Below are 13,397 nucleotides of genomic sequence, written 5' to 3'. Positions count from 1 at the left end.
TCCGGAGGTCGGCTCTCACCGAGAATTATCGCGTCCGCTCGGGCGGACGCTCATCTCCATTCGAAGCCGAACGCCCCCGCGCTCACCGTCACCCGCGCCTCGCGCAGCTCCTCCTTCGCCAGCGAGCGCTTCAGGAATTCGCGCGAGAGCGACGGCAGCAGCGTGTTGGTGATGATGTTGTCGATGATGCGCCCGCCGGAATCGGGATCGTTGCATTGCGCGACGATGTGATCGACCACGGCGTCGTCATAGACGAAGGCCGCCTTGTGATTCTCCTCGATGCGCTTGCCGATGCGGTTCAATTGCAGCCGCACTATGCCGGACAACATATCCGGCGACAGCGGGAAATAGGGAATGGTGACGATGCGCCCGAGCAGCGCCGGCGGGAAGACGCGTTGCAGCTCCGGCCGCAGCGCGGCGGCGAGCGCTTCCGGATCGTCGTGATAAGCGGGATCGGCGCCGAGCTCCATGATGAGATCGGTTCCGACATTGGAGGTGAGGATGATGAGCGTGTTCTTGAAATCGATGCGCCGCCCCGAGCCATCCTCCATCTGCCCCTTGTCGAAGACCTGGAAGAAAATCTCATGCACGTCGGGATGCGCTTTCTCGATCTCGTCGAGCAGCACGACGCTATAGGGCTTGCGCCGCACCGCCTCGGTGAGCCGGCCGCCCTCGCCATAGCCGACATAGCCGGGAGGCGCGCCTTTCAGCGTCGAGACCGTGTGCGCCTCCTGAAACTCCGACATGTTGATGGTGATGATGTTCTGCTCGCCGCCATAGATCGCCTCGGCGAGCGCCAGCGCCGTCTCGGTCTTGCCGACGCCGGAGGGGCCGCACAGCATGAAGACGCCGATCGGCTTATTGGGATTGTCGAGCCGCGCGCGATTGGTCTCGATGCGCTTTGAAATCATCGCGAGGCCATGGCTCTGGCCGACGACGCGCTTGTTCAATATCTCCGGCAGGCGAAGGATGTTCTCGATCTCGTCCTTCACCATGCGCCCGACCGGAATGCCGGTCCAGTCCGACACGACGGCGGCAACCGCCTGCTCATCGACATGCGGATAAATGACGCGCGTCTCGGGATCGAGCGCGGCCAATGCGCCGAGCTTTTCCGTCAGCTTCGCGCGCTCGTTCTCCTGCGCGGCTTCGTCTTCCGTCTGGCCGAGAATCTCGCGCAGCGAGCGCACGTCTTCGACGATGGATTTCTCGTGGTCCCATGCGCTCTCGAGCAGGCCGAGCCTGTCCTTCGCCGCCGCTATCGCATCGTCGATCTCATTGACCCGCGCGCGCGTGTCGGCGCCGAGATCGCGATCGGCGAGCAGCGACGCCTTCTCCTGCGCGAGATGGTCGATCTCGACGCGCTTGTCGGCGATGGCGGCGGGCGTCGTCGATTGGCTGATGGCGACGCGCGCGCTCGCCGTGTCGAGCAGGCTCACCGCCTTGTCCGGCAATTGCCGCGCGGGGATGTAGCGCTGCGACAGAGCGACGGCTGCCGTGATCGCGGCGTCGGAAATGCGCACGCCGTGATGCTTTTCCATAGGCGCGAGAATGCCGCGCAGCATCGCCGCCGCGCGCGCGGCGTCCGGCTCGTCGATCTGGATCGGCTGGAAACGCCGCGTCAGCGCCGGGTCCTTCTCGAAATATTGGCGATATTCGCTCCAGGTCGTCGCGGCGATGGTGCGCAGAGTTCCGCGCGCGAGGGCCGGCTTCAGCAGATTGGCGGCGTCGCCCGTGCCGGCCGCGCCGCCGGCGCCGATCAGCGTATGCGCCTCGTCGATGAAGAGAATGATCGGCTTCGGCGATTTCTGCACCTCGTCGATGACGGAGCGCAGCCGCTGCTCGAACTCGCCCTTCATCGACGCGCCGGCCTGCAGCAGCCCGACATCGAGCGCGCGCAAAGTGACGTCGCGCAGCGGCGGCGGCACGTCGCCGGAGACGATCGCCTGCGCGAATCCTTCTACCACCGCCGTCTTGCCGACGCCGGCCTCGCCGGTGAGGATCGGATTATTCTGCCGCCGACGCATCAGCACATCGACGATTTTTCGGATCTCCTCGTCGCGGCCCAATATGCGATCCATCTCGCCGGAGCGCGCTCTCGCGGTCAAATCCTGCGAGAAGCGATCGAGCGCCGTCTGGCCGCGCGTATCGCCCGCCGCGCCGCCGCCGCCGCCGCTCGCCGGCGCGAGGCCGCTCCCGTCTATGGGGCGAAGATTCTCTTCGTCCGAGCGCGCGAGAATCTTCTTATGCTCGTCGAGCAGCGCATCGACGGCGATCTTGCCGAATTCGCGCGAGACGGCGAGCAGCGCGGCGCGCAGCCGATCCGTCTTCAGCACGCCGACGAGCACATGGCCGGTGCGAATCTGCGCCTCGGCGAAGAAGAGCGTGGAATAGTGCCAGCCGCGGTCGAGCGCCTCGATCACCGCGCCGGAATAATAGGGCGTCTCCGTCTGGCTCGGCGTCAGCGCGCCGATCGCGCGCTCCACGTCGAGGAGCAGCTTGGCGCGATCGAGGTTGAAATGATCGGCGATCACATCGACGTCGGAGCCGGTCTTCTCCAGCATATGCAGCAGCCAATGGGCGAGTTCGACATAGCGATTGCCGAGGCTTTTCGCTTGGCGATGCGCTTTGGCGATCGTCTCGAAGCCGACGAGATTGAGCTTGCCGGTGACTGTCTCGAGTCCAATGTCGGTCATGGTTTCATCGCCTCCGCTTCGCGTCTGGCTTTTTCGCGCTCATGCCTCTTGCGCTCCGCAGGCTGGAAACGCGCATCGGCCCGATAGCCGTCTTTCCTCGATGCATTTTCGTCGACGAGCCAGCTCGTCCAGCCGAGCCGCGCGCCGCCCGCAGGCCCCGCGGCGGAATCGGATGTGAGCCGAATGGGCTCGACGCAGCGCGCCGGCACGGCGAGCTCGACATCCCAATCGATCTCGTCGCCGACGTAAAAAAACAAAATATCGACGAGCCGATCGCAATCGTCGCCGACCGGCAGGAATTTGCGATATTGCGCCATATCGGCGACGAACAGCCGCACGCGAATCTTGTCCTGCACGCTGAAGGACGCGGCGCCGACGAGGAAATCCACGCCGAGCGTGCTGTTGCGGCCTCCGAGATGCGAACGCTCGCGCGCGTCGAACTCCAGCCAGGAGCCGATGAATTCATCGATCTCCATCTCGACGTGCAGCATCCCGCGAATCGCTTGGCGCAGACGCGAGGCCGATTTCACCTGTGGGCCGAGCAAGCCCGCATAGAGCCCGACGCCCTCCGGTATGAAGCTCTCGCGGCGCGCGCCATCATGCTTCGCCGGCGTGGTGTCGAAGGCCTGCGAGCCGACGCCGATCATGGAGGTCACATAGGCGCCGAAGCGATCATATTCCGGCCGGTCCGCCTGCACGATGGGACGCGAATCGGCCCAGGCGCGGAAGAACAATTGGATGAAGCGATTGTTGAAGAGATCGAGGAAATGGACGAAGGACGTATCCTCCGCCTGCACATAGGCGAAGGCTTCCTCTGTCAGATGATAAGGCAGCGGCCCCTGCGGGCCGAGCAGGCCGAGAAAGGCTGAGACGATATGCACGCGCTCGGCGGGCGTCTCCGCCCGCGCAATGACGTCGGCGGGCGGCAGCGGCCGGTTCCAGCGCGGCGCGATCTCGCGCAGCGTCGAGCCTGGAAACGCCATCCAGGCCTCCTGCCCGAAGGAGACGGCGACCTCGCGCGCAAATTGCTCCGAGCCGAGCCGCACGACCTCGTCGCGGCGCGTGGCGCTGTCGCCGATGCGCGGACGCGGCTGCGCGAACACGCTGTCGCCCTCGAGCCGCTGGCCGAGGCTGCGTTCGACGCGGCGCATCATGTCGAGAAAATCATAGCGCCAGGGCTCGCGCCGCATTTTTTCGAAATAGCTCAAAGCGCCCTCCGCGCGCCGAGCCGCGCCGGCCAGCGCATGATCTCGCCACGCTCGGTCGTTCGCAGAACGAGCTGGGTGAAATGATTGAAGGCGGCATATTCGCAATAGAAGCGATCGAGGATCGCGCCGAGCAGAAAGGCGCCGGTTCCTTCGAAGGCCTTCTCGTCCAGCGTGACGCTGACTTCCGTGCCGCGCGCCGGACCGACGCCGCCGCCGCAACGAATGCGCCGCACGACCGGCCGGCTGTCCACCGACAGCACGCCGCGCACGCGCCTCTCGCCAGCGGCGTCATTGGGCTCTGTGAATGTGGTCAATATCTCGCGCAGCGCGCGCGCATTATCGCCCGCCTCGCGTTCCGTGAGGCCGAGATGATTGAGGCTCAGCATATTGATGAGCCGCCAGGAGACGGTCCCCATATGCGCGGTCTCGGCGCGGCGGCGCTGATAGGAGACGAGCGGCTCGCCCGGCCGCGTCGGACCGGCGACGCAGACGAGATCGAGCTCGACGTCATCGGTGAGGCGAAAGTCGACGCGGTTCTGGCCGATCGGCAAATGCTCGGGCAAATGACGGTTGGAGCAGAGCGCGCGAATGCTCAGCTCCGCGACGCCGATAGTCTCGTCCAGCGCGCCGGTGTCGCTCAGCGAGATGAAGAGATCCGTGCCGAAATAATCGCCCGCCGGTCCGTAGCGCTTCTCCTCGATCGTGCGCCGGCGCGGCGTGCGGCGAATGGTGTATTGCAGCGCATTCTTCTCGCGCAGATCGGTCGATGAGGCGTAGAGCGGCCGCACGGGACGCTTCTCGACGCTGCCGGGAAAATGCGCGAAGACGTCGATGAGCCGATGCGGCTCATAATCGAGATAGCGGCTCTTGTCGGGCACGACATGATATTCGTGCTGATTGGCTTTGATGGAGACGCGATCGGTCGCCATCTCGAAGAGATTGACCGCCGGCGCCGCATAGAGCGCGAACATGTCCTTCTGCACGCTGGCGGCGAGCGCGCTATTGACCTCGTCGAATCCGAAGATGATGTCGATCACGCGCGAGGGTAGGCGGCTCGTCACTTTCTCGCGATCGAGCGCGAGCTCGAAGCCGAGAAACTTGCGCGAGAACATGAAATATTCATGCAGCAGATCGAAGCCGCGGAAGATGCGATCGTCGCGCGGCAGCAGCGATTCCTGCTCATCCATGCCGAGCTGCCGGAGACAGTCCTTCGGCGCCTCTATGACGGTGGCGTCATTATTGGCGTCGACGTAGCGGAACCACACGCCCGTGCAATGGCCGAAGATCTGCTCATAGATCGCATTGGCGTGCGCCTCGGCGCCGGCGAGATAGAAGGGCAGCTCCGTCGCCTTATTGTCGCTGAACAGCGACCAAGGCTGCGGCGGCGCAGCCTTTTCGCGCGCATCGTCCATCGGGTCCGATGTCGCGGCGACGACGAGCGTGATGCGCATGCCGGCGACCGTCTCGCGGCGCACATTGATCTTGAGCGGCTGCAGCGCGGCGGCGCTGGTAAAATATTCGGCGGATTTTATGTAGAAGGGCCAGAGGCGGATCGGCGCCGTCAGCGTGTAGCGGCAGGCGATCTCCTTATCGGCCTCGAGATAGGTGGCGTCGATCTGCGAGCCGCGCGGAAACAGGCGACCGTCGGCGAGCGCGGAGTCGCCATATTTCGGCAACGCCTTCACCAGCATGGCGGAGGGCGTCGGCGCGAGATAATGCGGAACCAGCTGCTCCAAGAGATTATTGGCGAATTCGGGAAACTCGTGCTTGATCTTCAATTGCACGCGCGCAGCGAGAAAGGCCGCGCCTTCCAGAAGGCCGGCGGCCATGGGATCGGTGCGGTCGCGAATGAGCCCGCCGAGACGCTTGGCGATCTCTGGATATTCTTCCGCGAATTCGGCGGCGTGCTCGTAGAAGAGATCGAGCTCGCGATTATAGAGATCGAGGAATTCGCGATTCATCGCTCAGCGCCGCGTGAGATGCAGCTTGCCCGTCGTTTCCTCGAATTTGGCGACGAACTCGATGGGAACGTTCAGCGGCTGGCAGAGGAGATGGCCGTCGACGATATAGCGAATCTCCTGCAGCGCCTCCGGCGAGCGGTCGCGCGTGACGCGCACCGAGCCGGGAATGAGGCGCGGCTCATATTGCTTCAGCACGGCAATGATCTCGCCATGGAGATCGCGCGCCTCCAGCTCGTCCATGGTGCGATTGGCGAGATCGGGGAATCCGTAGTTGAGGATGGAGCCGCGCACGCGCGCGAAGGACGAAAGATCGATCGTCGAATCCATCGAGACATGATTCATCAGCGCGGCGACGTCGTGCTCGACCTCCGCCTTCAGCTCCTGCTCGTTGATGGGGGCGCGTTGCGGCCGCGTCTTGCGCTCCGCCTCCGGCGTTCCGCCCTCGCGGGCGAGCGTCTGGCGTCTTGCCGTCTCGCGCGCCTGCTCGCGGCGGTCGCGATGCGCGGCGCGAAACACATGCATGAGAGGCGGGCTGAGCCGGTCCGCCGGGCGAACGCTCGTCGTCGTCGAGGAGGTCATTGAGCTTTTCCCGCGCGGCGTCGCGTAGCGGCGAGCGATGCGACATACGGTCGGCGGCCCCGTCGCGCGAGCGCCGCCGACACGTCATTCATTGTCAGAACGACTTGTTCTCTTTCACATTGTAGCCGCCGCTGATGCTTGGCTCCAGCGAGCCGTCGGCCTTCTGCGGGCTGTATTCCAGCTTCACCTTGGTGAAGTTGAGCGTGAAGCTCTCCGACGGCACCGCGCCGCTGTGGCCGTCGCTGTGATAGGAGGTGATGAACACGTCGTTGAGCGTGATCTTGAGATATTCCTGCTGGCCGCCGCCGGCCTTGCGGACGGTGATCAGCGCCTCCTCGAAATGCTTGCCCTCGGCGGTGAATTTGAGAAGGTTCGGCGTGGATTTGTCGACGGATTTGGTGAAATGCAGATCCTGGAAATCCGCCTTGCCGGCGCCGGCGCCGCCGCCGTGACCAGAGGTGCCCTGGTTGGTCACGCCGAATCCATAGCTCGAGATCTCGATCTCGCCCTTGTGCTTGCTGTCGGAGGATTCGCCTTCGACCTTGGAAGTGAACTTGAGGAAAATATCGGTAGCCATTGTCTATATCCTTTGATCGCGTTCGAAAGATCGATGCATGAAATCGCGTTTCGTGATCCTCGCCGTCTTCCTATTTGATCGGGAGACGGGAAACGAGGCGCATTCCGATATTCATGCCTTCCAGCTGATAATGGGGCCGCAACTCGAATGTCGCGGAATAATATCCTGGATTTTCCTCATTCGGGACGATGGTGATCTTCGCTCCGGCGAGAGGCTTCTTGCGCTTCACCTCGTCGGACGAGTTCGTCGGGTCGCCATCGACATATTGGACGATCCAGTTCTGCAACCATCTCTGCAGCTCCTCCTTCTCCTTGGTGGAGCCAATCTTATCGCGCACCATGACCTTCAGATAATGTGCGAAGCGGCACACTGCGAACATATAAGGAAGGCGCGCCGCGAGATTGCTGGAGGCGGTGGCGTCCGCGTCATTATTGTATTCCTTCGGACGCGCCAGCGATTGCGCGCCGATGAACACCGCGCGATCGGTGTTCTTGCGATGGATGAGCGGCATCAGGCCGGCCTTGGCCAGCTCCGCCTCGCGGCGGTCGCTGATGGCGATCTCCGTCGGGCATTTGAGATCGACGCCGCCATCGTCGGTCGGGAAAGTATGCGTCGGCAGATCCTCGACCTCGCCGCCCGATTCGACGCCGCGAATGCGCGAGCACCAGCCATGGTCCTTGAAGGCGCGGGTGATGTTCGCCGCCATCGCATAGGCGGAGTTCATCCAGGCGTAATTCTCGCCCTTATGGCCGTCCGTGTCTTCCTCGAAGCCGAACTCCTCGACCGGCTCGGACGCGGAGCCATAGGGCAGGCGCGCCAGCACGCGCGGCAAAGTGAGGCCGAGATATTTGGCGTCCTCCGAATCGCGCAGGCTCTTCCAGGCGGCATATTCCGGCGTGTCGAAAACCTTGCCGATGTCGCGCGGATTGGACAGCTCGTTCCAGCTGTCCATGCGCATCAGGCTCGGATCGGCGGCGGTGATGAAGGGCGCATGGGCGGCCGCGGCGATCTTGCTGAGATCGCGCAGCAGCTGCACATCGGTCGGATGATGGCTGAAATAATAGTCGCCGACGAGCGCGCCATAGGGCTGGCCGCCGAGCTGGCCATATTCTTCCTCATAGACCTTCTTGAACAGCTCGCTCTGATCCCATTTCGCCTTGGGATAGTCTTTCAGATGCTGATAGAGCTCGGTCTTGGAGATGTTCAGCACGCGAATCTTCAGCGTCGCGTCCGTCTCCGAGCTGTAGACGAGATGATGCAGCCCGCGCCAGGCGCTCTCGATCTTCTGAAACTCCTCGGCGTGGATGATCTCGTTGAGCTGCGCGGTCAGCTTCTCGTCGATGGAAGCGATCAGCCGCTCGATCGTGTCGAGCACATCGTCCTTGATGACGGCGTCCGTGTTGGACAACGCCTGATTGACGAAGATGGAGATTGCGTCCTGAACGCGCGCATTCTGCTCCTTGGCGGCCGATTCGTCCTTCGGCGGCTTGAAGCTCTGCTTCAGCGATTGCAGAAACTCGTCGAGTTCGCCGCCGGTCGTGGTGACTGCGGCTTCGGTCTGGGTGAGCTCTGTGGTCACTTGCGCCTCGCTCATTTGTCGCCCGATTGCGTCGCCGAGAGGAATTCCTTGAGCGCTTCCATCTTTTGCGGGTCCTTCAGCAGAGCCCGCAATTGCTGGTTGGCGGCGTCCTTGCCGTCCATATAGACGCGCAGATTGGCGAGCTTTTGCCGCGCCTCGAGCAGCTCGGCGAGCACCGGCACCTGCTTGGCGACGGCGGCGGGGCTGAAATCGGCCATGCTCTTGAAATCGAGCTTCACGCTCAGCTTCTCGCCCGATTGCTCGGAAAGCTTGTTGTCGACGTGAAAGCTGACGCCCGGACGAACGCCATGCTCGGAGCTCATGCGCTCGTCGAAATTATCCATGTCGAACTCGACGAACTTGCGGGTCGCCGCTGTTCCCTTGTCGAAGTCTTCCTTGCCGTGGCCGGGCGAGTTGCCGGAGAGATCCGCCAGCACGCCCATCACGAAGGGAAGCTCGACCTTCTCGTCGGCGGTCGGATCGACATATTCGATTTGAACTCGCGGAGGGCGGTTGCGCGCGATGAATTTCTGCCCACTCATCTTCGCCATATACAATTATCCTTTATGAATTCGCGATAGAGAAGCCGAGCATCGCGAATCTGTCAAGCCGTGGACGCGCCGAGTCGGCTCGTGTTCGCGCTGCCCTCCGTATACTCATCGAACCACTTAAAATCGCTGTGTGATGGCGCACACTCATGTCAATCTTGCGACGGCCGTCAGCTCTCCTCGCGTTCGAGCACGGCGCCGAGCACGGCGATGAAGTCCTTGTCGGCGAGCGCGCGGGCGCGATCGATGAGGCAAGGAATCGGGCTCGACGGCTCGGCGATGCGGAAGTAGCGCGCTATGTCGTCCAGCAGCAGCAAGGCCTGCGTACGCGTCGTCGCCGAGAAGCTCGGAGCGTCGATCTCATAATCCTCGGCATAGTCGATCGGCTCCGGCCGCGGCTCGACCTGCTCCGGCTCGACGACGATCGAAGCCGGCGCCTCGATCTCGCGCGTCTCCGCGAGACCATCCTGCGGGGCGTCGCTCATCGCCGCGTCCGGCTCCTCCGCGCTCGCCTGCGCCTCTTGCTCTATGCTCTCTGGCTCCGATCTCTCTTCCTCGAACGGCGCCGGCTCCTCTACGGACGGCGCCTCGATCAGCAGCGGCGCGGGCGGCGCCACGCGGCGGCGCGTCTTGCGCGGCGTCTGGCGTTCGTCGAAATATTCGGCGCGCGTCGGCGTCATGTCGCCGAGCGGCGCGATGGCCAGCTTGAAGGCGTTCTCGCCGCCGATCGAAAATTGCGCATAGGAATGGCGGTCGGGCAGCAGAGCCGCGAGAACCTCGATGAATGTCTTGCCCTGCAGCGCAATCGCCTGCGCGACCAGCGGCAGGGCCGGATTGGACGGCTCGAAGAGGCAGAAATAATCCTTCGCCGCATCGAGCGCGCGGCGCGCGTCCGCGGCGCAGCCGATGGCGCCGCGCGGCGCCTCCCCGCCTGCTTCCTCTCCGTCTTCCGGCTCCGGCGCCGTCGGATCGGGAAACGCCAAGGAAAAGAACGTCAGCACGCCGCCGACGACCTTCAGCAGCGCGCCGAATTCCGGCGTCTCCGCGCCGCTCGTATGCTCGGCGAAACGCGCGCGAATATTTTTCAGCGCCGCCTCGAGCCGCTGGAAGCTGGCGCGCGTCGCCGCGACGGCCTCCTCGCCGGCGTCGGCGAGGGTGCGCACGATCTGCTCCTGCGTCATCGCCGCTATGCGGCCGCCCGCGGGCTTCTCGCCGCCCTCTGCGCCTTCGGCCGCCTTCTCCTGCTCGGCAAGCACGGTTGAGCGAAAGGCGACAATGCCCTTGCGCCGATCCGTGTGGAGCGTGACGAATTGCAGCGAGATCGTCACGACGGAGACGTCGAGCTCATCGAGAATATCGGCGCGCGCCTTCACCGATCCGTCGCGGGGACGCGGATGCACGCCGTCCCAATAGCGCTCCAGCAAGGTCGCCATGGCTGCGATCGTGTCGACGAACTCGTCGAGGTTGCGCTTGAGTATGGCGAGACGCGCCAGAAAAACCATGAGGCGCAGATCGCGTGTGCGCTTCATCACATCCGCGAGCATCGCCGGTATGTATTCTATGGCTTCTCGGAATTCATTGTCGGTCGGGTCGAAGGGCCGGCCGTCGGTAAAGAAGGTCTCGGGAAGTTGAAACGGCGCAAAGGCGAAGAAATTCATGAAAGCGGCGTCGCCGTTCTCGTCGAGATCGGGACCGCAAGGGTCCGCCTCGGTGACGGGCGACGACAGAAAGGCCGGATCGACGATCGCCATGGCGGCTCAATCCTCCGCGCGGGTTTCGACGCGGCGATTGGCCGGGTCGAGCGGATCGCGCGCCTTCGGCCGCGTGCGGCCATAGCCCTGCGCGTTGAGCCGCGCGCCGTCGATCCCCGCCGAAACCAGATAGTTGCGCACCGCTTCGGCGCGACGTTGCGACAGCCGCAGATTGGTCTCGTCGCGGCCGCGCGCATCCGTATGTCCGTCGACATGGAAATGTCGCACGGCGAGCGCCGGATCGCGCAGCGCCTTGGCGAATTCGTCGAGATTCTTGCGCGCTGGCGCCGTCAGCCGATCGGAGCCGAGCTCGAATGTCACCTCGAGGTCGAAGCTCTCGCTCCGCGTGGCTTTCTCTGCATCGCCGGGGCAATCCGCCGCTGCGCCGATGCACAGCGAGCGCGACGCTCCGAAGGACGGCTCCGCGGCGAAATGTCGAACGATATCCGATGCGGAATAGGCCGGCGCGTCATCGGCGCGGCTGAGAGTCGACGGCGCGCACGCCGCGGCCGTCGACAATGCGAGAGCGAGAAGAAGCTTGCGTCCCAATATGTCGTCCTCGGCGCAAAAATACTTCTCGACACTATTTTTGCCGTTACGTATCGTCAAGGGCTTACCCGTTTCGCTTTCCTGGACCGTTTCGAGCTTCGGATGCACCATGTCTGACATATTGATTCAAGACGGCCGCATCGCAATCCTGTCCACTCCATTGGGGAAGGACAAGCTCGCGATCACGGCGCTCGACGCGACGGAAGGATTGAGCGAGCTGTTCGAGATTCGCATCGAGACGGTGAGTCCCGATGCGAATGTCGATTTCGATCAGCTGCTCGGCCGCGACTGCACAGTGGCTCTGACGCTGCTCGATCGTCCGAAACGTCATTTCAACGGAATCGTCGCGGAAGCGCAGGCGATCGGCGCCTTCGAGGATCTCTATGTCTATCGTTTCGTGCTGCGGCCGGCCTTATGGCTGCTGACGCGCACGACCAATTGCCGGATCTTTCATCACAAGTCCGCGCTCGCCATTGTCTCCGACGTGCTCGGCGAGCGCAACATAACGATCGAGAACGCGACCAAGGGCAACTATCCGAAGCTCGACTATTGCGTGCAATATCGCGAGACCGATTTCGATTTCGTCTCGCGGCTCATGGAGCAGCACGGAATCTATTATTACTTCAAGCATGAGCAAGGCGCGCACACGCTGGTTCTGTCCGACTCGCGCTCCTCGCATCAGGCGATAGAGGGCGGCGCCTCCATCATCTTCGCCAATGCGCTGGCCGGCCTCACGCAGCAGGAGCAGGCGCTGTTCTCCTGGTCGTCGGAGCGGCGCTTCCGCACCGGCAAGATAGAGCTGCGCGATTATGCGTTTCGCGAGCCCGGCTCCAATCTCAAGGCCACGACGCAGGGCTCCGAGCGCTACGCGCGCGCGACGACCTACGAATATTACGATTATCCCGGCAAATATCAGAATGCGAGCGACGGGCGCCTCTATGCGGACGCAAGGCTCGGCGCCGAGCAGGCGATCGATTATCGCCGCTACGCATCCGGCCAGGCGGCCAATCTCTTTCCAGGCGGGCTCGCCACGCTCGAGCGCCATCCGACCGGCGCGGAGAACAAGCAATATCTCATCGTCCGCTGCTCGCATCATTTCGCCGATGAGGCGTTTCGCTCCGCAGGCGGGCTCGACGGGCGTCAGCCCTATCACGGCAATTACGAGCTTCAGCCGGTCGATCGCGTGTTTCGCGCGCCCTTGGTGACGCCACGGCCGCTCGTCCATGGGCCGCAGACGGCGAAGGTGGTCGCACGCGACAAGGACGCCGACAGCGAGGAGATCGACACCGATCCCGACGGCCATGGGATGATCAAGGTGCGCTTCCATTGGGACCGCGAGGACAAGCGCTCCTGCTGGATGCGCGTCGCGCAATTGTGGTCCGGCCCCGGCTGGGGCGCGCAATTCATTCCGCGCATCGGCATGGAGGTGGTCGTCGAGTTTCTGGAGGGCGATCCCGACAAGCCGATCGTCGTCGGCGCCGTCTACAATGGCGGCAATAAATTTCCTTATCGGCTGCCGGACAACAACACGCAGTCGGGATTGAGATCCGACTCCTCGAAGGGCCATGGCGGCTACAATGAATTCATGTTCGAGGACAAGGCGAGCTCGGAGAAGATCCGCATGCACGCCGAGAAGGATCACGAGGTGGTGATTCGCAATTCCGAGACGACCGAGATCGGCGAGGCGTTCTCCGGCGGCGGCGCCTCGCGCAAGACGACGCTGAAGCAGGGCGGCGACGAGCTGACGCTGGAGTCCGGCTCGCGCAAGACGACGATTCATGGCGGCAAGGATGCGACGACCGTCGATCAGAGCATAACGATCGAATCGCTCGGCGACACGATCACGCTGAAGACGGGCGCGAGCTCGATCAAGCTGACGCCGAGCAAGATCGAGATCAGCTCGACGGCGATCGCTTTGTCCGCCGCCAAGATCGATCTGAACTGAGGGGGAG

Annotated in this window: 10 protein-coding genes; 1 reads left to right on the top strand and 9 read right to left on the bottom strand. The window is 63.5% G+C overall.

Annotated features, from left to right (window positions below; translation table 11 throughout):
• Positions 1-50 precede the first annotated feature (50 nt).
• From tssH to EDE12_RS02845, 9 genes are all read right to left on the bottom strand, one after another.
• A complete protein-coding gene (gene tssH, locus EDE12_RS02885; protein WP_024878077.1) occupies positions 51-2,693 on the bottom strand; it encodes a type VI secretion system ATPase TssH in 2,643 nt (880 codons plus the stop codon).
• The gene (gene tssG, locus EDE12_RS02880) at positions 2,690-3,901 is read right to left on the bottom strand and encodes a type VI secretion system baseplate subunit TssG (RefSeq protein ID WP_051465355.1); all 1,212 of its coding nucleotides are present in this window, start codon (positions 3,899-3,901) and stop codon (positions 2,690-2,692) included. The genes tssH and tssG overlap by 4 nt, the downstream gene beginning before the upstream one ends.
• Positions 3,898-5,862 (bottom strand): type VI secretion system baseplate subunit TssF, encoded by a 1,965-nt coding sequence (gene tssF / locus EDE12_RS02875; protein WP_026599750.1) that lies wholly within the window; start codon positions 5,860-5,862, stop codon positions 3,898-3,900. The genes tssG and tssF overlap by 4 nt, the downstream gene beginning before the upstream one ends.
• A 3-nt stretch (positions 5,863-5,865) precedes the next feature.
• The gene (locus tag EDE12_RS02870) at positions 5,866-6,441 is read right to left on the bottom strand and encodes a GPW/gp25 family protein (RefSeq protein WP_084768595.1); all 576 of its coding nucleotides are present in this window, start codon (positions 6,439-6,441) and stop codon (positions 5,866-5,868) included.
• A gap of 94 nt (positions 6,442-6,535) precedes the next feature.
• Complete coding sequence (locus tag EDE12_RS02865; RefSeq protein WP_018267378.1) at positions 6,536-7,018, bottom strand: type VI secretion system tube protein Hcp; 483 nt, start codon at positions 7,016-7,018, stop codon at positions 6,536-6,538.
• A gap of 70 nt (positions 7,019-7,088) precedes the next feature.
• Positions 7,089-8,612 carry a type VI secretion system contractile sheath large subunit gene (tssC, locus tag EDE12_RS02860; RefSeq protein ID WP_026599752.1) on the bottom strand — a complete coding sequence of 508 codons (1,524 nt, stop codon included), beginning with the start codon at positions 8,610-8,612 and terminating at the stop codon, positions 7,089-7,091.
• The gene (tssB, locus tag EDE12_RS02855) at positions 8,609-9,148 is read right to left on the bottom strand and encodes a type VI secretion system contractile sheath small subunit (RefSeq protein ID WP_024878082.1); all 540 of its coding nucleotides are present in this window, start codon (positions 9,146-9,148) and stop codon (positions 8,609-8,611) included. Before tssB ends, tssC begins: the two co-directional genes overlap by 4 nt.
• A 167-nt stretch (positions 9,149-9,315) precedes the next feature.
• Entirely contained in the window at positions 9,316-10,896 is a 1,581-nt protein-coding gene (locus tag EDE12_RS02850; RefSeq protein WP_026599753.1) for a type VI secretion system ImpA family N-terminal domain-containing protein, read from the bottom strand.
• 6 nt (positions 10,897-10,902) lie between these two features.
• Positions 10,903-11,505: an OmpA family protein gene (locus tag EDE12_RS02845; RefSeq protein ID WP_166671820.1), complete on the bottom strand. Its 603-nt coding sequence runs from the start codon at positions 11,503-11,505 to the stop codon at positions 10,903-10,905.
• A 49-nt stretch (positions 11,506-11,554) separates the two neighbouring features.
• On the opposite strand from EDE12_RS02845, the gene tssI reads away from it, so the two are divergent.
• Complete coding sequence (gene tssI / locus EDE12_RS02840) at positions 11,555-13,390, top strand: type VI secretion system tip protein TssI/VgrG (protein WP_026599754.1); 1,836 nt, start codon at positions 11,555-11,557, stop codon at positions 13,388-13,390.
• Positions 13,391-13,397: the final 7 nt, after the last annotated feature.

This window comes from Methylosinus sp. sav-2 (assembly GCF_004366495.1).
Lineage (GTDB): Bacteria > Pseudomonadota > Alphaproteobacteria > Rhizobiales > Beijerinckiaceae > Methylosinus.
Note: the sequence above shows the minus strand (reverse complement) of the source record. Positions and strands in the feature narration are given on the sequence as shown.